At 52.1% G+C, this 20,233-nt stretch carries 22 protein-coding genes and 1 riboswitch; of the genes, 7 read left to right on the top strand and 15 right to left on the bottom strand.

The window, feature by feature from the left end; genetic code table 11:
* Positions 1–134 precede the first annotated feature (134 nt).
* Positions 135–245, bottom strand: a riboswitch (SAM riboswitch).
* 14 nt (positions 246–259) lie between these two features.
* The 3 genes from K1V27_RS07335 to K1V27_RS07325 all read right to left on the bottom strand — a co-directional run bounded on the left by K1V27_RS07335 (position 260) and on the right by K1V27_RS07325 (position 2,686).
* The gene (locus K1V27_RS07335) at positions 260–991 is read right to left on the bottom strand and encodes an ABC transporter permease (RefSeq protein ID WP_258928978.1); all 732 of its coding nucleotides are present in this window, start codon (positions 989–991) and stop codon (positions 260–262) included.
* Between the two features lie 259 nt (positions 992–1,250).
* Positions 1,251–1,427 (bottom strand): hypothetical protein, encoded by a 177-nt coding sequence (locus tag K1V27_RS07330; protein WP_258928977.1) that lies wholly within the window; start codon positions 1,425–1,427, stop codon positions 1,251–1,253.
* Positions 1,428–1,687: 260 nt separating this feature from the next.
* Complete coding sequence (locus K1V27_RS07325; RefSeq protein WP_258928976.1) at positions 1,688–2,686, bottom strand: helix-turn-helix domain-containing protein; 999 nt, start codon at positions 2,684–2,686, stop codon at positions 1,688–1,690.
* A 165-nt stretch (positions 2,687–2,851) separates the two neighbouring features.
* Between K1V27_RS07325 and lexA the strand changes: the two genes are divergently transcribed.
* The 3 genes from lexA (at position 2,852) to K1V27_RS07310 (ending at position 7,895) form a co-directional block, all read left to right on the top strand.
* Entirely contained in the window at positions 2,852–3,463 is a 612-nt protein-coding gene (lexA, locus tag K1V27_RS07320; RefSeq protein ID WP_258928975.1) for a transcriptional repressor LexA, read from the top strand.
* Positions 3,464–3,546: 83 nt separating this feature from the next.
* On the top strand, positions 3,547–4,746 hold the full coding sequence (locus K1V27_RS07315) for a DNA polymerase Y family protein (RefSeq protein WP_258928974.1): 1,200 nt from the start codon (positions 3,547–3,549) through the stop codon (positions 4,744–4,746).
* A gap of 50 nt (positions 4,747–4,796) precedes the next feature.
* A complete protein-coding gene (locus K1V27_RS07310; RefSeq protein WP_309573999.1) occupies positions 4,797–7,895 on the top strand; it encodes a DNA polymerase III subunit alpha in 3,099 nt (1,032 codons plus the stop codon).
* Here K1V27_RS07310 and K1V27_RS07305 read toward each other — a convergent pair.
* The 9 genes from K1V27_RS07305 to K1V27_RS07265 form a co-directional block, all read right to left on the bottom strand.
* Positions 7,862–8,311 carry a pyridoxamine 5'-phosphate oxidase family protein gene (locus K1V27_RS07305; protein WP_258928972.1) on the bottom strand — a complete coding sequence of 150 codons (450 nt, stop codon included), beginning with the start codon at positions 8,309–8,311 and terminating at the stop codon, positions 7,862–7,864. The two genes, K1V27_RS07310 and K1V27_RS07305, sit on opposite strands and share 34 nt — an antisense overlap.
* A gap of 22 nt (positions 8,312–8,333) precedes the next feature.
* Positions 8,334–8,756, bottom strand: a complete 423-nt coding sequence (locus tag K1V27_RS07300) for a hypothetical protein (protein ID WP_258928971.1) — start codon at positions 8,754–8,756, stop codon at positions 8,334–8,336.
* A gap of 1 nt (position 8,757) precedes the next feature.
* On the bottom strand, positions 8,758–8,985 hold the full coding sequence (locus K1V27_RS07295; RefSeq protein WP_258928970.1) for a transcriptional coactivator p15/PC4 family protein: 228 nt from the start codon (positions 8,983–8,985) through the stop codon (positions 8,758–8,760).
* A gap of 131 nt (positions 8,986–9,116) precedes the next feature.
* Complete coding sequence (locus K1V27_RS07290) at positions 9,117–10,784, bottom strand: FAD-binding protein (protein WP_258928969.1); 1,668 nt, start codon at positions 10,782–10,784, stop codon at positions 9,117–9,119.
* A 123-nt stretch (positions 10,785–10,907) separates the two neighbouring features.
* The gene (locus K1V27_RS07285; RefSeq protein WP_258928968.1) at positions 10,908–11,711 is read right to left on the bottom strand and encodes a 4Fe-4S dicluster domain-containing protein; all 804 of its coding nucleotides are present in this window, start codon (positions 11,709–11,711) and stop codon (positions 10,908–10,910) included.
* Positions 11,712–11,854: 143 nt separating this feature from the next.
* On the bottom strand, positions 11,855–12,754 hold the full coding sequence (locus K1V27_RS07280; protein ID WP_258928967.1) for a CoB--CoM heterodisulfide reductase iron-sulfur subunit B family protein: 900 nt from the start codon (positions 12,752–12,754) through the stop codon (positions 11,855–11,857).
* Positions 12,755–12,762: 8 nt separating this feature from the next.
* The gene (locus tag K1V27_RS07275; protein ID WP_258928966.1) at positions 12,763–13,170 is read right to left on the bottom strand and encodes a 4Fe-4S dicluster domain-containing protein; all 408 of its coding nucleotides are present in this window, start codon (positions 13,168–13,170) and stop codon (positions 12,763–12,765) included.
* Positions 13,171–13,255: 85 nt separating this feature from the next.
* Positions 13,256–13,399, bottom strand: coding sequence for a hypothetical protein (locus tag K1V27_RS07270; protein WP_258928965.1), 144 nt, complete (start codon positions 13,397–13,399; stop codon positions 13,256–13,258).
* Between the two features lie 452 nt (positions 13,400–13,851).
* A complete protein-coding gene (locus K1V27_RS07265; RefSeq protein ID WP_258928964.1) occupies positions 13,852–15,465 on the bottom strand; it encodes a sigma-54-dependent Fis family transcriptional regulator in 1,614 nt (537 codons plus the stop codon).
* A gap of 345 nt (positions 15,466–15,810) precedes the next feature.
* Here K1V27_RS07265 and K1V27_RS07260 point away from each other — a divergent pair, with 345 nt between their 5' ends.
* Entirely contained in the window at positions 15,811–16,422 is a 612-nt protein-coding gene (locus K1V27_RS07260) for a helix-turn-helix domain-containing protein (protein ID WP_258928963.1), read from the top strand.
* Positions 16,423–16,451: 29 nt separating this feature from the next.
* Positions 16,452–17,093, top strand: coding sequence for an Ntn hydrolase family protein (locus K1V27_RS07255; RefSeq protein ID WP_258928962.1), 642 nt, complete (start codon positions 16,452–16,454; stop codon positions 17,091–17,093).
* Between the two features lie 201 nt (positions 17,094–17,294).
* On the opposite strand, the gene K1V27_RS07250 is transcribed toward K1V27_RS07255, so the two are convergent.
* The 3 genes from K1V27_RS07250 to K1V27_RS07245 form a co-directional block, all read right to left on the bottom strand.
* On the bottom strand, positions 17,295–17,507 hold the full coding sequence (locus tag K1V27_RS07250; RefSeq protein WP_258928961.1) for a dodecin family protein: 213 nt from the start codon (positions 17,505–17,507) through the stop codon (positions 17,295–17,297).
* A gap of 218 nt (positions 17,508–17,725) precedes the next feature.
* Positions 17,726–17,899, bottom strand: coding sequence for a DUF72 domain-containing protein (locus tag K1V27_RS22765; RefSeq protein ID WP_353740537.1), 174 nt, complete (start codon positions 17,897–17,899; stop codon positions 17,726–17,728).
* Between the two features lie 51 nt (positions 17,900–17,950).
* Positions 17,951–18,481: a hypothetical protein gene (locus K1V27_RS07245; protein ID WP_258928960.1), complete on the bottom strand. Its 531-nt coding sequence runs from the start codon at positions 18,479–18,481 to the stop codon at positions 17,951–17,953.
* Between the two features lie 250 nt (positions 18,482–18,731).
* Between K1V27_RS07245 and surE the strand changes: the two genes are divergently transcribed.
* Positions 18,732–19,484 carry a 5'/3'-nucleotidase SurE gene (gene surE, locus K1V27_RS07240; RefSeq protein ID WP_258928959.1) on the top strand — a complete coding sequence of 251 codons (753 nt, stop codon included), beginning with the start codon at positions 18,732–18,734 and terminating at the stop codon, positions 19,482–19,484.
* A gap of 337 nt (positions 19,485–19,821) precedes the next feature.
* The gene (locus tag K1V27_RS07235; protein ID WP_258928958.1) at positions 19,822–20,094 is read left to right on the top strand and encodes a YMGG-like glycine zipper-containing protein; all 273 of its coding nucleotides are present in this window, start codon (positions 19,822–19,824) and stop codon (positions 20,092–20,094) included.
* Positions 20,095–20,233: the final 139 nt, after the last annotated feature.

The raw sequence follows: 20,233 nt of genomic DNA, 5'->3' as shown, positions 1-20,233 counted from the left end.
AGTCAAATGGGGCTTCCCTGCGTGATGGCGCGGGAGATGACGGCGGATCTCTGGTTGCCGAAGATTTTGCCGGGATATAAAAACACCTCTCGCAGGAACTGCAAAGAGGCAAAGTACCGTTTGTCATGCCTTTGACCTCATGGCTCCCTTGCGGGCTGGCGTTGGCACCTTCCAAAAATACAACTTCCGGAAAAGGTTGCCGGGCGGTCGCAGGGCCAGTTCCCTCTCGCCTCTCTCCATGACTATATTGTTTTATCAGCTAAGCATATTTGTTTTCAGAAGTCACGAATTTTTTGGTGAAATTTTTAATCCTTGTCGAACAGGTCTGCTCCTGTGCCGTAGAAAATGTTACTGGCAAAGATAAGCTGAACATCCTCAGTAACATCCCAAACGCCGCGCGGCTGAAGAATCCCGGGGGGATCGGCCATGTTGTTGATAATGGTGAAAAAGACGTTGAACAGAGGAAGGTATTGAGAATGCTGAAGGCGACTACCACCAGAATGATATAGAAAATGAATCCGCTCACCAGGTCCATTTTGATGGCCTGGACCAAACCCGGCATCAATTCCTTCCAGTCAAGCACAACCAGATTGGCATGGTCGTGCATGTCGCTTAGCTTTGCTGCTACCTCTTGCTTAATCTCCGGTACGGCCTCCAGTGATTCGTCCACAATGACCGCCTCGTGAACGGAGCCGCTCATGCTGTACACATCCTGAAAAAACTTGAGCGGGATATGGACCATGCTGCGATCGTACTCGTCCTGGCCCGAGCTGAAAATCCCCTTCACCTCAACCACGGTCGCCGCTATAGAGCCGTCCCGCCCCTGACCCAGCAGAACCAGTTCATCGCCGAGACGCACCTGCAAATTCCTGGCAAGCAGCTCTCCAATTAGTGCATGATTGGTATCGGTTGAAGCCAGGTAATTTCCTTCGCGAGTGATTTTGGCAAGAATGGAGACGTTTGCTTCCTTGCCTTTCAGGCTTTTTCGCAAAACCCGCTGCACATTGTGCTCAGCACACGAAATTGTCCCCCGGATGGATTCAAGATCCTCCCGGGGTTTGGATAAGTTGAGAGCCCCGAACAATCCTCCTTGAGGCTTTTTGTTAATCGCAGCCCTTGGGGGATCAACCGGCAGAATCGAGGATTGCTCCGCAAATAAAAAGAGCGGTCATACGGACCGCCCTCAGGGATCATTTCTCTTGGGTTGTACAACTGTTATCTTGCCACTGCCCAAGGCTGAACCTGCATGGTTAGCCACCCGCAAAAGGCTGCGGAGATTTTGCGTCATCGATACAGTTTTTCAATTCATCCTGGGATGCGTTCTTAGGATCTTTCAAAGCACCCAGTTCACAAATAAATTCATTGCCTGCCTTGTCTTTGACCCAAACAAACGGGGTTCTGCCTTGCGGTGTCGTTACTTCGCTCATTGTTGCCTCCTAATCAGTTGATTCTTGGTTATTTTTCATCCAGCCTCAGTCCTTGACCACAAAATAAACACCACTGCCATTGGAACAACGATTGATTATTGCTGGATAAACACCAGGGAAATACTCGTAGCCCGGTGCACGGCAAACGCAACGCAAGCGGCAAGGCGTGGTAACCGGAAACGCTGGCATGGTGGGACCGCCGCAGTGTTGTTCTTAACAGCAGTGTGAGAGGTCACCTCTTAAGGAGGCCGAAAAGCATTTCAATCGTTGGGTGTGTTTCCGGATGGCAGGGTGATGCTCGGCATCTCGAGTAAAAAGGAATGAAGATTGGCCTTGCTGTTTTTCAGACCGAGTTTGTGCCGAATATTTTGCCTGTGAAATTCTATGGCGCGGATTGACAAGCCCAACATTACGGCAATTTCTTTGCTGTTCAGGCCGTTTCTGATAAGAGTTGCAATGCGTCGTTCACTGGGAGTCAATCCTACTGAACGGATTGTTAAGTCTCTGGCAAAGGAAGAACGGATGTCCAGTAAAGCATTTTCCAGTAATTTTAGGTGGTTTTGAATATCTGGCGGCAAGCTCATGGCGTTCATTTTTTGCACATAGGGCAACACACTTTCCTGAATGTTTAAAGCAATCTTTTCCTGCACTTCCCGCTTTTCCGTTTCGACCCGCTGCAGCACCTCTTTGAGTGCGGTATTGGCCCTTGCCAGTTCTTCCGCCTTCAAGTGCAATTGTTCCTCCTGCGCACGAATTCTCTCGTAGCTCGACTTCAACCCGGTAATATTGTCATGGCACACGACGGCACATACCTTTTGGTTCATGGAAGAGCGGGTCGCTTGAATGCGAAACCAACGCTTTTCTGTGGGCGAGTGGCAGGGGTAGTCCATGCTAAATTGCTTCATCTTCCCTCGGATGACGTTCTCTATTCCTTCAGCAATTTGGACCGCAATGGGAGCATCTGCGTCGGTGGCGGCATAGCAAATTTCCAGATAGTTGATACCGATCCAGCCAAACTCTTGGGACATGCCATTTTCAGCGGCGAATTGCTTCCATGCGCGATTGGTGAAAAGAATTGCGCCTGTTTCGTCCAGCAGGGCTATATGGGCTGAAAGAGCATCCAGAATCGCCTCCAGGGAAAACCCCCGTTTCTTGTCGGCAAGCTCGGCCAAGGCCTCTTGGAAATGGCTCAAGCAATCTCGGATGGCTTCCAATTCGAGCAATATTCTGTCTTGGGGGGAAGGTTTCCCGGCCGTCATGTTCTATGCAGCGCTTTCAATGGGTGAAGCCGATTCTGCAAACAATAATCGCTCTTGACTTTCACCTTATTTTCACCTTATTTTAAAAACCGTGAGATGGGCAAGTTTTCCATTGTAATCATACACAATAAACGCGGCAGAAACCAGTCGCAGGAGGATGGCGTCATGAGGCTCACACCGGCACAGGAAAGAGTCTATCGCTTTGTGCAGGACTACCTGCAACAGCACGGTTATTCCCCTTCTTACGAAGAAATCCGAACAAATTTGGGATTCCGATCCCTCAATGCCGTTTCCAAGCATCTCAAGCAACTGGAAAAACGTGGCTACCTGCAGAGTCCCTGGGGCAATCAAAAACGCGCTCTGGACTTGTTGCCGCTGCGCACAGGGGCCGCTTCCATTCCCTTTTTAGGGGTGGTTGCCGCCGGCACTCCCATCGAAGCGATCGAGGTTCCCGAATCGATTGAAGTGCCGGAAAGCTTGCTGGGGAGCGGCAACAATTTCGCCCTGAAGGTGCGGGGTGATTCCATGATAGACGAAGGAATCCGTGAGGGAGACATTTTAATCATCACCAAGCAGTCGCATGCGGAAAATGGGCAAACGATTGTGGCCTTGGTCGGTGGTGAAGCAACCGTCAAGAAATTTTATCCGCACGGCGAAGAAGTAGAACTGCGACCGGCAAACAGCCGCATGAAATCCCTGCGGGTGCCGGCCCGCGATGTGGAGATCGTGGGGACGGTGGTAGGGCTTTTGCGCCATTATCGACGGTCATGGCGTTAGACACGGCGGGGACTGAACAGGATGCGATGTTCGCAGAGATGGCAGGAATTGTAGTCTCTTAAATACATATAATGAGTAAAGCCATGGAGCGATGTATTGCCCATCTGGATGTTCCCGATTTTTATGTCACCCTCGAGGAGCTGCGCCGTCCCGAGTGGATAAAACGGCCATTGGCTCTGGCGGAAAATGGACCGCGGGCTGTCGTCCAGGGAGTGAATGGCATGGCGCGCAGGGAAGGCATTCGGGAAGGCATGCCGCTTAGCCGGGCACGACGCTTCTGCCGCAGGCTGGTGACCGTTGCCCCCGACTTGTCGTTCTACAGGACTCGGCACCAACATATCCTGGAAAGCCTCGGTTATTTTTCCCCTTTGGTCGAGGGAGCCCTTCCCGGACGCTATTTTGTCGATCTAACCGGTACTCGACGGCTCTGGGGACCTGCTCCGGATGTTGCCTGTCGCCTGGAACATAGACTGGCGGCGCAAAATGGTTTGCATGCGCGCATCGGACTGGCCGCCAACAAATTGATCAGTCAGGTGGCGGCAAACTGCATTCCACCAGGGGATTTAAGCTGTATTTTCCCGGGTGGGGAAACCTTTTTTTTTGCTCCCTTACCGGTCACCTTTCTTCCCGGCGTCGGTTTTAAAACGGCCTCCCGACTGGCCGATTTTAACATCCGGCGGATCGGTCAATTGGCTCATTTGCCGGCAAAATCCCTCTACCAGGTTTTCGGTGAGGCCGGTTCCAGGCTTCTGCGACTTGCCCGGGGCATCGATTCCACTCCCATACTTCCATTCCGGGAGACCCCCCGTTTGAAGGTGATCCACAACCTGGAGCGGGACGAAATCGATCGAGAACGCCTGGAAGCAATCCTGTTTCAACAGGTGGAAGAAGCCGGTTGGCTCCTCCGCCGACAGAATCGCTGCCCGGGGAAATTTTCTCTGGAGATCCGCCATGCCGATGGTAGAATTGTTAAAAGTCAGGCTTTCCTGCCGCGCGTTGCCGCGCATGTCGATTACCGATTATTTTCCTTCATCCTTCCGGTTTTCAAGCGGCTGATTCAGCGCCGCGTCGCCGTTCGCCGCATGGTTTTGGAATTTTATGAGTTTTCTGTGCCCCTTCGGCAGATGTCGCTTTTTCCTTGGGAAGAAGCTGCCACCCGCCGCACCGAAAAGCTGCAGCAAGCCATGGATCACATTCGCCGGCGTTTCGGTCGCCGGGCAATCGAGTGGGGCAAGACCCATGAGTGGTTTCAAGCGCAGATGAACGCCGGTCAACGTGGCTAAAAAGGGATGGGTTAAACGAGCGGCATACCAACAGAATAACAACGTACCGAATGCTTGTTTCCCTCCTCTGGATTCTTTCTATGCCGAGCTCCTTTGTTCACTTGCACGTGCATTCAAGCTACTCCCTGATGAGGGGGGTCAGTTCCCCTGAAACCCTTTGCAGGAAGGCAAAGGAAGTGGGGTTTGACACCTTTGCTTTGACCGACACCAATGGCTTTTACGGGTTGATCCATTTTTTGGAAGCCGCCCGCCGATACGGCATCCGTCCCATCCTAGGAGCCCACCTTCAAACCAAAACGGAAGAAGCCGTTATCCTGGCGAAAACTCCTCTGGGTTATGAATTCCTCTCAGATTTGATCACCCGCCGCCATTTGCAGGAAAGTTTTTCACTCATACACCAATTTCCCAATAACCGTCTCCATCTGGCTTTATTGAGCAGTGATCCGCATCTTCTCACGGCCTTAAGTTCTCATGCCGATTGCTGGATGGAAGTTGTGGCCGGACCTGCCAGTCGCAAGTCACTGAAAATCGCCAATAGTCTGAAGATCCCGCCGGTTGCGAGCAATGCCGTTTATTTTGCGCACCCCGATGATTACTCTCTGCACCGTCTGGTTCGGGCGATTGATCTCAATCGCACCCTGAGCGACCTTCCTTCGAACGAAGTGGTTGAACCGCAGCGCTGGTTCAAGACGACTCAGCAAATGATCCGGCATTTTCCCAGCAGTTGGGAAGCGCTGGCCAACAGTGTCAAATTGGCCCGGCAATGCCACACGGCATGGGATCACTCACGGACCGTCTTCCCTTACTATCGGGATCGACAAGACGATCATTTTTCACTTTTGCTGAACCAATGCCGCGACGGAATTCGCTGGCGCTACGGGCGCACCAACGAGACCATTGAAAGGCGTCTTGCGGAAGAGCTCGATTTGATCGTTGCCAAAGGCTATGTGGATTATTTTTTGGTAGTGGCCGACATTGTCCGACGCCGTCCCATTCATTGCGGGCGAGGAAGCGCTGCAGCCAGCCTGGTGAGCTATTTGTTGGGAATAACCCACGTAGATCCCATCCGCCACAATCTTTTATTCGGCCGATTTCTAAATCCCCAGCGGCGGGACCACCCCGATATCGATGTCGATTTTCCGTGGGATGAGCGCGACGATTTGTTCGATGAGCTACTCAGCCATTACGGTCCACAGAGAATGGCTTCGGTCGCCAATCATGTCGGATTCGGCGGACGGGCGGCTGTGCGGGAAGTAGCCAAGGTGTACGGAATTCCGGCGGGCGAAATTAAAGAAGTGACCCGGCGCATGGGCTCTTGGACTCATCCCGGGCGCATCCGGGAGCGCGTGGAGAGTCACCCTAAATTCCGTGCTTTTGCTCTCGATCCGCCGTGGCCGGAAATTCTTGCTCTGGCAACCCGCCTGGAATCCATTCCCAGGCATCTTGCGGTGCATTGCGGCGGGGTTATCCTGGTTCCCGATCGCGTTACCCGCTACGTTCCCGTAGAACGCAGTGCCAAGGGGAACAATATCATTCAATGGGAAAAAGATCAGACGGAACAAGCGGGGCTGGTAAAAATCGATCTATTGGGCAATCGCTCTCTGGCCGTTATTCGAGATACGCTGGCTGCGGTTCAAAGAAACACCGGAAGAGTGCTGGATTACGCTTCCTTAAATCCCCTCGATGACCCCGCAACGTTGGAATTAATCCGCCGTGGCGACACCATGGGAGTGTTCTACGTGGAATCTCCGGCCATGCGGCAGCTGCAGCAAAAAACTCGACGCGGCGACTTTGAGCACCTGGTCATCCATTCGTCCATTATTCGTCCGGCCGCCAATCGCTACATTCAAGAATACATCCGCCGCCTGCATGGAGTTCCTTATCAGCCCCTGCATCCGGATCTGCGGGAAACTCTGGCGGAAACCTACGGCATCCTGGTTTACCAGGAACAGGTGGTCCAGGCAGCCATGATTCTGGCAGGATTTGACTGGGCGGAAGCGGACGGACTGCGTAAGGTGCTCAGCAAGAAAAGCACTCAACAACTCTCCCATTATCACCAATGCTTTCGTGACGGATGCCTCAGGAGGGGCGTCTCCAAAGAGGTGGTCGACAGCATCTGGGAGATGTTCACCTCCTTTGCCGGATATTCCTTTTGTAAACCTCATTCGGCATCGTATGCTCTGGTGAGCTTCAAAGCCGCTTATCTCAAGGCGCATTATCCGGCGGAATTCATGGCGGCAGTGATCAGCAACGGCGGAGGATATTACAGCACATTCGCCTACGTTTCCGAAGCGCGTCGTATGGGAATAACGGTTTTGGGACCGGATATCAATCAAAGCGAGTGGACCTATGGGGGGCGAGAACAAACCATTCGAGTCGGATTCCAGCAGTTGCAAAATGTTCATCGCGGCGCCCTGGAAGACATTTTATGCGAAAGGGAGAGGAACGGACCGTTCGAGTCTCTGGAAGATTTTTTGCTGCGTGTCGCCCTTTCCCCCGCCGATGCTCCTGTTCTGGTAAAAAGCGGCGTACTGGATTGTCTCGCTGGAACGTTCAATCGCCCCCAGATTCTCTGGCTGGTTGAAGCGAGGCTCAATTCCCATGGGCGTAGCAGCCGTTCGAGCATGGCCGACAAGCCCTGCCAACTGAACCTGTTCGGCCGGCGTGGCAAAATCCGGGTTCCTTCCCTGCCGGATCTGACTGCGCAGCAAAAATGGCGGCAAGAAATTGAAACTCTTGGATTTGTGTTGTCGGTGCATCCTCTGCAAACGTTGAAACCAGCCATTCGTGCCTTTCCCTGCCCGATTGTGCCTGCATCAGATCTGGCACAACACATTGGGCAAAAGGTCTGGATGCTGGGCTGGCCGATTACCCGTAAAGAAGTGGTAACAAAGGAAGGAGAGCCGATGGAATTTGTTTCCTTCGAGGATCAGACGGCGATTTATGAGGCCGTTTTTTTCCCTGACACCTTCAGGCGCTTTTGCCAGGATCTGGACCACAACAGAGCCTATCTGCTGCATGGTAGGGTGGAAAATGAATTCGATGCGGTGAGCTTAACGGTGAGCCAACTTCGTCGGATTGCTTTGAACGGTGAGCAGCCCAATCCACTAAAAAATCAACCTTCCATTTCGCCTCCTGTCAGGCTGTAAGCCTTGAGGGCACCGTCCAGCAGCAGGAAAGAATGCAGCTGGATGGAGATGATGGCTGCGTCCGGGTGGTCTGCCAGTTCCTTCAAATGAGGATGCCGGATGACAATCTGACGCAAAATCTCGTCGCGTTCCTTTGGGTCCACCGTAACGCTGCACGTTCCTGAGATGGTCAGAGCCTGAATTCGAGACCTCTGGTCGGGTTCCACTTGGGTGCGGGTATCAATGAGCAGACTCACTTGAGGATTGGCGGTTAAATTCCGGTACTTTTGCGTATGCCGACGCGTCACCATGTAAATGCCATCTGCCCGTTCATTCGTCAGATAGGCCATGAGTGAACAGTGCGGTCTATGGTCATGGCAAGTTGCCAAAACACACATGTTATTTTCTTGAACCAGCTTTCTGATCGTTTCTCTCATCCCGGCAGTGCCTTCCTCTCCCCTACCCGTCCACACGCGTCATCTTGACCGGGTTGTCGAGCCCGCGAATGGTGTAATACACATCGTTTCCTTCAACGAATATCCTTACCCCGTATTTCCTCGGTTCGCCATAGATGGTAGCGCCGTTGATGGTCCATGCGACCCAATCCATCTTCTTTTTTCTTCCACTGCGCCATGTGCGCTGTTGGTAAAGAGCATATTTGTCGGCGTGTTTCACCAGGGTGTACTTGAAGTAATTGTCATCTTTCTTATATCTTAGAAAGGAGCATTCCCAGGTTCCCATGAGCAAAGGGTGCGGCTGCTGGACAACTTTGCAGAAAACGCTCGGTGTTCCGCTCTGATCCGTCAATTGGGCACCCTGTTTCAACGAGCACCCCACCAAAACAAACAAAACCGTTATGAAAAAAGCACTGAGTTTTTTCACTTCATTCTCCAACCGCTTCACTTAATTTTTGTACGGCCTGCTCGAGTTCTGAGAAAAGATCAAGGGAGAGAGTCAAACCCTTTTTCGATGGGTGGAATTCTCCGTCGTCCCCCTTATAATAGATACGCAGATCCACGTATTGCTTGCCTTTGAAAACCGTGATGGAAGCCCGAACTTCCTCCAGTGGGTTTTTCGGAAAAGTATACACTACCTGGGCGTCTTTACTCATAAATTCATTCCCTGCATGCTATGCTTACACCAATTTGATAGGTTCGACTACTTACAAGACGGGAGCATCAAATGATGCTCCCGTCTTGTTGATTGTTTTCGAAGGAAAAGCTTTGCTCCGATTGGGTTGTTTTATTCGCTGTCCATTTGGGCATCCATGAGCCGGCGCGAGGATACTTCGTCGGTGGCATAATCGGGCAGCAGAATCGGGGCTATCAGCGGATTGGTGATACCGGCCTCCGCCAGCTCCTTTTCAAATTTGTTCACGTGATCCAGCGTCAGCTTCTTCAGCTCAACCCCGTTGGACGCGTAATTAGCGGCGCTCACTCCGGCCCGACGGCCAAAAGTGATAATGTCTTGCAGGCTGTTGCCCATCAACCGGTTTTCCCCGTGTATTCCTCCAACAGTTTCACCCGCTGCAAACAGTCCCGGGATAGCCGTTGCCGCTGCCGAATTGATAGCAATCCCGCCGTTTTGATAATGCAGGGTCGGGTAGACCAGCATGGGTTCCTTGCTGATGTCGATCCCGTGGCGATCGAATTGGATAAATTTGGCCGGCAGTTCCTTGCGCACGGTGCCTTCTCCATGAAGCAGGTCAATCATCGGCGAATCCAGCCACAAACCAAAACGGCCGGTGGGCGTTATCACCGCTTTGTTCTTTTCGACAGCCTCCTTGATCAGTTCCGCAGACTCAACATCGCGCGGTTCCAGGGGGAAGCAGAACTGCTCGCCATCGATGTTCAATACATGCGCACCGAGACCACGCACTTTTTCGGTGATCAACAATCCCACATTCTGTTCCGGATACGCCACTCCCGTTGGATGGTACTGTGTCGAATAAAGAAAGTTGGTGCCCACTCCAACGCGGTAGGCCATGACCACTCCGTCCATGGTGGCGCCATAATGGTTGGTTGTGGCAAAGCCCTTGATATGGAGACGGCCGAATCCACCCGTGGCCAGGATAACCGCTCTGGCGCGGGCCACAAAAAATTCACGGGTTTCCATATTGTACAGGACGGCACCGGCGCATTTGCCTTCTTCATCCAAAAGCAGTTCGACCGCCGGGCAGAATTCCAATGTGGTAATGAGATCGCGCCGGTTGCGCGCTTCGTCACGCAGGACGCGCATGATCTCGGCGCCGGTCATATCACCGGCAGAGTGCATGCGTTTGCGCGATGATCCGCCGAAGTGACGCACATCGAGCCGGCCGTCTGGAAGTTTGTTGAACATCATTCCCAGGGATTCCAGCCAGGCGATGGACAGGGGAGCATCATGTGACAGAGCCGCAACCAGGTCGGGTTGGTTGGTGAAATGTCCTCCACCGATCGTATCCAGGTAGTGGTAAAAGGGCGAATCGCATTCCTGCGAGGCTGCCTGGATCCCTCCCTCGGCCATCATCGTGTTGGCGTCGCCGTGGCGCAGTTTGGTGGTCATGATGACGTTCAGGCCGGCTTGTGAAGCCATCAATGCGGCAGATGTTCCGGCGCCGCCGCCGCCAATGATCAACACATCGGTGTCGAAATCGACCTTGCTGAGATCGATTCGTTCGGGTCTCAGCATCGATCTTGATTCCAGCATGCCGGCAACCTCCTCGGGAAAAGCCTGGCCCTTATTCGGTCCCACTCTCACCGGACGGCGCCCTTCCTGCTGATAGTCCGGGTGAAACTTGTTGAGCACCACTTCGCGCTCTTCCAGGCTTAAAGCCGGATAATGCTCTCCACGCCGAGCCCTTTCGACCCGCTCGGGCCTGCTGGCCTCCACTCGCTTAATCAGTTCTTTCATCTCGGGAGTATAACCCATGATCTTCTCCTCATGTCCTCAGTTCAGTACGTACGCTGGGCTTGGTCCGAACCTTCCGGTCCGGTGGTTGTCAATGTTCGTCGACGGAGCCGTTGGGACAGCCCCGAGGCTCCCCCTATTTCACTAGAGATATTGCGTATCCTGCGGCATCCAGGTGCCCAGCGGCGCCAGATCCGGTTCGCGTTCTCGTTCCTTGTAGAGCTTTGCCAACTCGTCCTTGCTCATTTCGGTGAGCTTGCCCAGGATCTCGTCGTATTTGCCGGATTCAATCTCTGCCACACGCTTGGCCAAATGATCCGCATGCGGCTGGATATACTTTCCGTATATACGCCGAGCCAGCTGAGCAATGTGATACTGGGGAAGTTCGCCCATACAGCGGCTGGCACAAAGGCCGCACTGGATACAGTCAAACGACAGTTTGGCCGCCTTGGCAATGTCTCCCTGCTTTAGAGCCGAGATGTAATCCAGCACCTGAACACCCATGGGACATGCCTTTGTGCAATTATTGCAAGCGACACAGCGAAACAACTCCGGATAGAGGGCGAAGATGGCTTCAGCGGTGGGTTCAATCTCATCCAGACTGTAGCCGGCGCGATTAGCAGGATAAAAGGGAATCTGCGCCAGGTACATGTTCGGTTCAACGACAGTTTGGCATGCGAGGCCAAAGTGCAGTTTGTAATCTCCTTCCTTGCGGTATACGGTAGGACACGCGCCGCAGATTCCTCCGCGACATCCGCACCCCCTGAGGAACTTGAAACCGGCAAATTCCATGGCTTTCATGATGGTCAGAGTTTCCGGAACCTCATACTTCTTACCCATGACATAGATGGGTATCGTCTTGGCTCCCTCGGGGAGAATAGCCCGGTCTCCTGTGGCTACCTGTTGCGCTGGAGTACTTTTCGCTGGAGCTGTTTGTGCATCTGACATGTTCATCTCTCCTTAACAATGTGCAACTGTTACGCTTAATATGGGTAATCCTGTATGAAGGGTACTGTATCCAAAGCAATGATTTGATCCATGCGATCCCGTCGAACGGAGACAGCCATCGATGCCTTGCGGCCAAAAAAATTTCAGGTCAGAATCGCTTGATCGCACGATGGGAGGCTTTTGGATTTCAAAAGCTCCGCCGAAATTTTGTCGTTCAGGTCAAAGCGGCAAACCTCGCCACCCAGTCCAAGGGCAATGGCCAAAAGTTGGGTGAAGTAATAGGTGGGCACTTCCTGCGACAACATGTTTTTCTGCAGCAAATCCCCCTGTTTCTTGGACAGATTGAACTCACACAGCGGACAACTGAGCACTAGCGCTTCAGCTCCAGAGTTTATACCTCCTTCGAGTATCGTGGCGGCAACCGTTTCGGCCGCCTCAGGATTCGCCAGAATTTGATAGGAGCCGCAGCACAGCGTCGAGGCTGCAAAATCGATCACCCTGGCACCCAGCACTTCCAAAAACTCCCTGAAAATTTTAGGATGGCCCGGTGGTTCGATGGAGACATTCTTCGGGCGCAACAGAGTGCACCCGTAATAAGGGGCGAGCTTCAGTCCCTCCAACGGGACCTTGATCTTGCTGCGAAGCTTGTCCCAGCCGACCTCGTCGCGCAGGAAATTGAGGAAATGTACCACCTCCACTTCACCGTGGTAGTCTTTTTCCTCGTCCATGAAGTCGTTGATCGTCTTCCGCTTGACTTCGTCGTCGCGCATCAGCAGATTGGCACGCGCCAGAGTGTTGTAGCACATGGAACAAAGGGTCACCACCTTGTCGCTTCCTCTTTCCATGGCGCGGATCAGGTCGCGTACCGGTGCCACATGGTGAATCAAATCGTCGTCGGCAAGCGAGTGGACGGCACCGCAGCAGTTCCATCTCGGCAGCTCCTCGAAATCAACCTCCAGTGCCGCCATTGAGGCGAGTGCAGCATCCTCCAAATTTTTTGCCTTAGTCTTCAGTGTACATCCCGGGTAGTAGCTTATCTTCATGATACTCCTCAACTCGTCATTTTTCTGAAACAGCTTACCATCGCGATCTGGGGCATTTCCTTAACGGTCTCAGAAGGCAGCTTGGATGGTTCCACATAGTTGACATTTTTCCTGAGAGAAAGCTGTCTCAGGGCTTCCATGACCTTGGCCAGGTCAATACCGCGGGGGCATGTCACCGAGCAGCTGTGGCAGGAAGCGCACGTCCAAAAAGTCTTGCTCTCGGCAACCTCATTCTCCAACCCGAACTGTGCCATGCGCATGATCTTGCGGGGTAGAGTCGCCAATTGACCCGACATTGGGCAAGCTCCTCCGCAGGTTCCACACTGAAAGCATTTGTGAATATTTTGCCCGCTTAGCTTCTTGACCTTTTCAATAAAGTCGCTCTTGATCGTCTTTTCTGAGATAGTGATCGGCATGTCTTTCCTCTTCTTCCATAAGGTTTGTGCGAAGATCTATGCTAAAAGCTCTTTTTTATAACATTTGAGCATACAAAAGGCCAAGTTAGGAACGGCTATTCATTGTATCCAGGGACTGTTCCTTGGTGGCTATTGGGGACCACCCGGCACCGTTCAAACCGATTTCATTTTGCCCCCGTTCGGCTGTGCTGCGTTTCGCCGGCACGATGGCCGGGCGCAACGAGTCCATTCGCGATAGATCTCCTTTCTTCGGGCAGGAACTTGACAGAGTGGGCTGCAATGAAGAATGGTCTGAAATTTCTGGGATGGAGAGCAAGAGCGACCGATTGCCGCGCTCCCTTGCCCTTTGAAACTTCCCTTGGAATGAGCGCGCCTTTCGTTGGGTTTGCCTTCGGCAAACCCAACGAAAGGCCAAACAGGTTCTGGCAAATAAACTGGCAAAAACCGCGTTAACGGTGTTGGATTGGCTATTTAAACCGAGCATTAAACCGGATCATCCTGTTCGAATCGGATCTTGCACGCGTATGAACTGCAGGGACTCCACTAATCGAGCGTTTACGAAGATTTGCAGGAGATTGTGAAATCCAATTCAATTAAAATCTTTACAACCTTTTCTGTTCTTGTCAATTTCTTTGTGATGTGCTCGAAAACTTTTTCTGCCTCCACCCTCGACGAGTTCCGTCACAGACCATAACGTTGCATCTTTTTCATCAGGCCAAAGCGACTCAAACCCAGTTCTTGAGCAACCCTGGTTTTGTTCCCGTTGTGCTTTTCCAGCGCTTCGGCCACCAATCTCTTTTCCAAGGTCTCCACCATTTCTTTCAAGGATCCCTGCAGCGGAACCTGAAGTGGAGTAGTACACTCTTTGCTCAGCATCTTCTCGGACAAATGGTGTATCTCTATATACCTGCCCTGTTCGACCATTGCCACTGAACGCTCAATCTCATTCTGCAGTTCGCGTACGTTGCCTGGAAAAGGATAGCGCGACAAGCATCGCAGAGCCTGTGGGCTAAATCCTTTGACGGATTTCTCATGCTTCGCACTGAAGTCCTTCAGGAAGTGCATTGCAAGGATGGGGATGTCGCTGGTTCTCTCACGCAACGGCGGAATCGTGATGGGGAAAACGCTCAATCGGTAAAACAAATCGTTCCTGAACCTGCCCTCCTCCACATCTCTGGCCAGACTTCGGTTGGTGGCGGAAATCACCCTGACATCCACTTTTTTCGACATTTCGGCGCCCAACGGCTTAATTTCTCCTTCCTGCAGGACTCGCAGCAGACTCGCTTGCATCATCGGCGACATCTCTCCTACCTCATCGAGAAAAATTGTGCCACCGTGAGCGACTTCAAACAATCCTCTCTTATCCTTGTAGGCTCCAGTGAAGGCCCCTTTCTTATAGCCGAACAATTCACTGGCCAACAATGTTTCCGTGAGGGCCCCACAGTTTTGGGCTACAAAGGGCTTATCTTTGCGCCTGCTGTTATAATGAATGCACCGCGCGATGAGCTCCTTGCCGGTTCCGGTTTCTCCTTCCACGAGCACGGTAATATCCGACTGAACGGCCCTCTCGCACAATTTCAGGACTTCCAGCATGGAATCGCTGTTGCCCTTTATGAGGTCAAAACGGTATCGTCCTTCCACCTCTTTACGCAGCCGGATGTTTTCTTCCCGGGTCAGTTCGATCAAGTTATCTTTTGCTTTATCGATCACTTGCAATTCTTTGTAGGCTCGATCCAGAGTGGCATGGATGCGCGCGTTCTCAAGTGCAAGACCCACGATGCAGGAAAGTGTCGTCAGGAAATCAACATCGTTTGCGTCAAAGCAGCCTTCCCTCTTGTTCACTACTTCCAGGACACCTATGACATCGCTGTTGCCCTGCAATGGGACCGCTATCAGGGACTTGGTCTGGAAGCCCGTGAAATCGTCGACCTTTTTGAAATGGTCGGGATCGGATTCAGTGTTCAGAATCACCTCAGCCTTTCGACTCTTAAATACCCGGCCGGCTATTCCCTTATCGATGGGAAAACGAAACTCCTTCAGTTTTGCAGTGAATTCTTTATGGATATTTGCGGTCCAGGAGATGAGGAACTCATCGCTTGATTCATCGGGCAGTAGTATGGAGACTCCCTCTACGTCCAGGATCTCCCGGACCTTCTTAATGATATAGTAAATAAGATCCGTCAGGCTGCGATAGGCTTGGACTGTCTGGCTGATTTCCAGGAGTACTTTCAGTTCTTCCGCTTCGCGGTTCAGGTTGAGATGGCTTTTTCTGTCGGGACCATTTTTTACCGTCATAATCTTCAGTCCACCTCGAACGCTTTCACCTGTGAAAAATCTAGTAAATCTGAGGCTTGGATTGGGGGCACTACTGATTGATTTTGCTAACTGTCACTGCCCAAAATTGCGTATGGTACGCATCACACCTCGCATTAAAAAACGCAAATGGTTTGTCTGTCAATCTTTTACCCGCCCCGATGAGCATTTTTGCTACAATTTGATCCACTGGGGAAGTGTCCGCTTGAGTGGTGCAACACCTCTGAATTTTTTGTTTTTTATATCAGCAAACATAGTTTATAAATTAGTTAACTTCCGGGGGGGTGATTTGTCTCAATGAATGCATGCGAAGGTTTAGGAGAAGAAATGACGCAGACAGTACAAAATACCGATATTGGCCTGGCCGTCAAGGCACTGAAAATTGGCAAGAAAGTCAGAGAACTGCGCCAGAAAAATCGATACACACTGCAAGATTTGGCAGGGCGAACCGGGCTTTCCAAGCCGTTTCTTTCGCAAATAGAAAATGATCACGTCATTCCGCCCATAGCGACTCTCTTGAAGCTCGCTCGAGCCTTGAATGTGGGAATGACCTACTTCTTTCAAGATGAAGAAGGAAGCGATAAGATTTCTATCACCCGCCAGGAAGAAAGGATCAAGGTTGAGCGCCGTCCCCACCACCAAAAGGGTGAGGTCAATTATATCTATGTGGCGCTGGAGACCAAAAAGACCAACAAATCCATGGATCCGTTTCTGGTGGAATTCCCTGTCCAGACCGCCGAGGAGATGGTATTCATGAGCCATGAGGGTGAGGAATTTCTGTACTTGCTGGCGGGCAGCGTAGAATTTCGCACCCTGGACCGGGTGGAAATATTGCACGCGGGCGACAGCATTTACTTTGAATCCGATTTGAGCCACAGCTTCCGCTGCGTGAGTGATACGCCCGCCAAAGCACTGGCGGTGATCTGGAGCAAAACGTAACCCTATCAGGTGGGGGCTTTGACTGACCGATGACTCAGATTCTCTTATACAAGGGCAGGCACGGGATCAGCCTGGCTACCGACAGCAAAGCGGTTGCGTTTGTTCCAGACAACAAGATGGAACATATGACCGTGCAGAAGATTTTTGTGCTGAGCTCGCATGCCGTCCTTGTCACTGGAGGGGCCGGCTACGGGGTGTTGGCATGCGAAAGGTTTCAAGCGCATATCAAGTCTCAAGGGCAGTTGAGCTTCGAGGTCATCAGGGAACAAACCGTTCCTTACCTGCAGGAACAGATCAACCGGATACATGCGGAAAACATCTATGCTGGTGAGCGCCCTGATCTGGAGCGGGTTTACTTTCTTTTGGCCGGATTCGTTCCCGATTCGACAGGCGATCCGTATCGTTTTGAACTGTTCGGATGTGAACATTTCACAGATCCCCTGCACCCCATCAAAACCACTCAAGTAGTGGCCATTCCCCGCCAAATGGGCATTGAATTTCGTTTGAGCCGACTTCCCAGGACCCCGTCAGAATTGGAGGACGCCCAAACAATTTGCGAGAGGTTTTTGATCAAGCTGGCTCGTGAAACCGAAGAAGTCGGACCACCCTTCTACTTTGTGCGGATCGGTTCCGATGGAATAAAAGTCCGTACGCAGGAACTGCTCGATTAGATTGGAAAATGGCGGTGGTGATCGCGGAATACCGTCATCGTCCACGAGCAGGGGTGCATCCCGCTTATCCAGGAATCGAACAGCGCCCACCTGTGTGGGCGCATCGGTTCGGTCAAACAAATTGAGTTGAAGAACAAAGCGGCTACTACGGAAATTACGTGAGGATCAAAACCGGTGACGGTCCAGCGGTTCATTCAACCACTAATCATCGCCCTTATACTTAAATGACAATTTGACCCTGGCCCGGTAGGCTGTGACCTTGCCATTTTCAAGTTTCATGTCCAGTTCGCCAACCTCCGCAACCCGCAAGTCCGTCAGGGTCTTGCTGGCTCTCTCCACAGCTGTTTTCGCCGCATCTTCCCAAGAGGTCTCGCTCGTTCCAACCAACTCGATGATCTTGTATACACTGCCCATGATTTCCTCCCTTTCTGGCACAAGCAAATGACTTGCTTCGCGCACAAGAGATCGCCGCTTTGTTCTCCATCCCGAATGAGCTCGACGATCAATGCCGGCTCCTGCCAGCCTGTATAGCGTCTAGCCCATGCTTCCATCCTGTTTACGTTTGAGCATACTACCGGGCCCCATCACAGTCAACAGTAAGGATCCCACCGGCAGGGGCCGGTGAGCAGAAATCATTGCTTCGGAGGGAGTCGATAAAAGGAATTATTGACTTCTACCGTGTGGAAACGTTCGGAATAGTATTGAAGGAATCGAGCGGCTGGAACGTCAGGGGTATAAAAGGGACCTTCCCAAGGCGCATAATGCCAGCCCGATGTCCCAATGTGTATGGGCTGTTGATCTTTCATACCTTTGGCGCGACAGCAGCAATGGCGCTCCCCCTCTGTCCTTTCTGACGCTTATTCCTGCACGGTGATGATAGAGCTCACTCGATTGCTGTTTTTCAGGGTGCCGTCAGCAAGGTATTGCACATAGCATTCCACCGCATTGTAGTAAGGTCGCACGTTCTTGGAGCTGAGCCTCAGGGTAAATCTTCCGGGGTCCTCGTACTCGATATCCTTAATTTCGGCTATGTCAGTGCATATTGTCGGGGATGCCTGCGAGTATTTTCCTTCCGCCAACCAGCGCCAGCATGCGGAACCGCTTGGAACGTTGTCTGTTACTTCCTGCGTGTAGCAGTAGAGTGACGGCTGCTTAACCAGTTCCGTTTTATCCAGCCAGCGAAAACAGGCCTTTCTTATTTTAGCGTCACCTTGTGCGCGAAAAGTGACCACGACATCATAAGGCAGATCCTCGTCCATGTTTCCGGGAATAGTAATACTCAGCAGTTTTACCTGCCCGGATGAAAACACTCCCTGCGGAAATATTGTGCATGAAGCGATCAGACATGCAGCCATAACGAACATAATGCTTCTAAGCCAGACACTCATGATGCCGCCCCCTCGACTTCCTCTAAATGTTCTGCAAAATTTCTCGAAATCTACCTCCCCCAACCGCTCTATCAGTATAAAGGATTCAGGCAACTTATACCACTGATGGTTTGGGGGAAATAGAATCATGATCACTGCTGTTGTCCATCATTATCTGTTGAAAGAGATGCTCGGAGTTGAAAATTGTCATGATTTGCAATATGGATAGAGCACCGGCGAATGAATGGAGTGGCAGACAGAGTGGTGGTGTATGAGAATATTACTGACAAACGATGACGGCATTTACGCGAAAGGTATCGAAGCCCTGTACGAAGCGCTCACAACCCAACATGATGTGACCGTGGTGGCACCTGAAACCGAACAGAGCGCGGTCGGACACGCCATCACCTTCTTGAATCCGCTCAGAATCAAATCCGTTCAGCGCAACGGTCACTTTTTTGGTTACGCGTTAGACGGTACTCCCGCCGACTGCGTGAAGATCGCCATTGCAGAGCTGATCAAACCACCGCCCGAGGTGGTCATTTCCGGCATCAATCAAGGAGCCAATGTGGGGGTCAATGTGATCTATTCGGGCACCGTATCTGCTGCGACCGAAGCTGCCGTTATGGGGGTCCCGTCAGTTGCCGTTTCCATCGATTCTTTCACGACCACTGATTTCAGTGCAGTGCTGCAGTTCATGCCGATGCTGCTGCAGATGGTGGAACAAGAGGGGTTGCCGGCCGGCGTCTCGTTAAATGTGAACGTGCCGGCTCTACCGGCGGACAAAATCCGCGGGGTCCGCGTCACCCATCAAGGCAATATGAAATACATTGAAAGCTATGATCGGCGTATGGATCCGCGCAACAATGTCTATTATTGGCTGTGCAATTCTGCGCCCCTCCCTGATACCGACCCGTGTGCCGATTCGTCTGCCGTATTGGCCAATTATATATCCATCACTCCGATACATTACGATCTGACTCATTACCCGATGCTTGAAACGTTGAGAAAATGGTATCCATGATCAGGGAGTCCCATGAGGCAACGCGAACCGTCCACGGCGTCAGGCGCCTGCCAACGCATCCGAGACTGACCGGACCTTCCTGCCGAGCGTGGCATCGGGCCACCGGTTGCGGTTTGCTCAAACCATCACAAGGAGGAGAAACGCCATGAATCGAAAGTTGTTTTGTGTGTTTTCCTGAGCCGGCCCCGTCCCGAAACGAAGCAATCGAGATGTTTATTGATTGGACTAGGGCGCATCCGGGATATATGGATGAAAAGCCGGTAGAAACCCGGTTCAGATTCATGATGGAACAGTAGCCTTGCAGGGAATAACCTGGTGTCTTTGAAAGGAATGAACTATGAACAGGACGGTAATCGCGTTGATTCTGGTGATCGGCCTGGCGCTTGCTGGATGCGCGGGCATGTCGGAAACCGAACAAAGGACTTTGAGCGGTGGTGCCATGGGTGCCGGCGCGGGTGCCTTAATCGGAGCCATTGCTGGTGATGCCGGCTTGGGAGCCGTCATCGGTGCGGCCGCCGGCGCCGGTGGTGGTTTTCTCTACGGCAAGCACAAAGAGGGAGAACAAAAGGCGTATGAGCAGGGATATCAAGCTGGACGCGCCTCTCAGTAAATCCTGCCTGCCAATTCAAGGCTCACCCATGATCATTTGCCTGGCCAAGGCTCGTACTTCCCGGTCACTGGAGTACGGCCCTCCAGCGGCCAGTCCCAGAGCAATCCACCCGAAAGATCCATTTGGATGATTTCCAAAC

This window comes from Desulfoferrobacter suflitae, assembly GCF_022603395.1.
Taxonomy (GTDB): domain Bacteria; phylum Desulfobacterota; class Syntrophobacteria; order Syntrophobacterales; family Syntrophobacteraceae; genus Desulfoferrobacter; species Desulfoferrobacter suflitae.
This window is presented reverse-complemented; position numbering and strand designations above follow the sequence as displayed.

Excerpts from the sequence above, each read along its gene's own strand:
- K1V27_RS07330 (WP_258928977.1), bottom strand. The coding sequence starts at position 1,427 with ATGAGCGAAGTAACGACACCGCAAGGCAGAACCCCGTTTGTTTGGGTC.
- K1V27_RS07325 (WP_258928976.1), bottom strand. The coding sequence starts at position 2,686 with ATGACGGCCGGGAAACCTTCCCCCCAAGACAGAATATTGCTCGAATTG.
- lexA (WP_258928975.1), top strand. The coding sequence starts at position 2,852 with ATGAGGCTCACACCGGCACAGGAAAGAGTCTATCGCTTTGTGCAGGAC.
- K1V27_RS07315 (WP_258928974.1), top strand. The coding sequence starts at position 3,547 with ATGGAGCGATGTATTGCCCATCTGGATGTTCCCGATTTTTATGTCACC.
- K1V27_RS07310 (WP_309573999.1), top strand. The coding sequence starts at position 4,797 with ATGCTTGTTTCCCTCCTCTGGATTCTTTCTATGCCGAGCTCCTTTGTT.
- K1V27_RS07305 (WP_258928972.1), bottom strand. The coding sequence starts at position 8,311 with ATGAGAGAAACGATCAGAAAGCTGGTTCAAGAAAATAACATGTGTGTT.
- K1V27_RS07295 (WP_258928970.1), bottom strand. The coding sequence starts at position 8,985 with ATGAGTAAAGACGCCCAGGTAGTGTATACTTTTCCGAAAAACCCACTG.
- K1V27_RS07290 (WP_258928969.1), bottom strand. The coding sequence starts at position 10,784 with ATGGGTTATACTCCCGAGATGAAAGAACTGATTAAGCGAGTGGAGGCC.
- K1V27_RS07285 (WP_258928968.1), bottom strand. The coding sequence starts at position 11,711 with ATGTCAGATGCACAAACAGCTCCAGCGAAAAGTACTCCAGCGCAACAG.
- K1V27_RS07280 (WP_258928967.1), bottom strand. The coding sequence starts at position 12,754 with ATGAAGATAAGCTACTACCCGGGATGTACACTGAAGACTAAGGCAAAA.
- K1V27_RS07275 (WP_258928966.1), bottom strand. The coding sequence starts at position 13,170 with ATGCCGATCACTATCTCAGAAAAGACGATCAAGAGCGACTTTATTGAA.
- K1V27_RS07270 (WP_258928965.1), bottom strand. The coding sequence starts at position 13,399 with ATGGACTCGTTGCGCCCGGCCATCGTGCCGGCGAAACGCAGCACAGCC.
- K1V27_RS07265 (WP_258928964.1), bottom strand. The coding sequence starts at position 15,465 with ATGACGGTAAAAAATGGTCCCGACAGAAAAAGCCATCTCAACCTGAAC.
- K1V27_RS07260 (WP_258928963.1), top strand. The coding sequence starts at position 15,811 with ATGACGCAGACAGTACAAAATACCGATATTGGCCTGGCCGTCAAGGCA.
- K1V27_RS07255 (WP_258928962.1), top strand. The coding sequence starts at position 16,452 with ATGACTCAGATTCTCTTATACAAGGGCAGGCACGGGATCAGCCTGGCT.
- K1V27_RS07250 (WP_258928961.1), bottom strand. The coding sequence starts at position 17,507 with ATGGGCAGTGTATACAAGATCATCGAGTTGGTTGGAACGAGCGAGACC.
- K1V27_RS22765 (WP_353740537.1), bottom strand. The coding sequence starts at position 17,899 with ATGAAAGATCAACAGCCCATACACATTGGGACATCGGGCTGGCATTAT.
- K1V27_RS07245 (WP_258928960.1), bottom strand. The coding sequence starts at position 18,481 with ATGAGTGTCTGGCTTAGAAGCATTATGTTCGTTATGGCTGCATGTCTG.
- surE (WP_258928959.1), top strand. The coding sequence starts at position 18,732 with ATGAGAATATTACTGACAAACGATGACGGCATTTACGCGAAAGGTATC.
- K1V27_RS07235 (WP_258928958.1), top strand. The coding sequence starts at position 19,822 with ATGAACAGGACGGTAATCGCGTTGATTCTGGTGATCGGCCTGGCGCTT.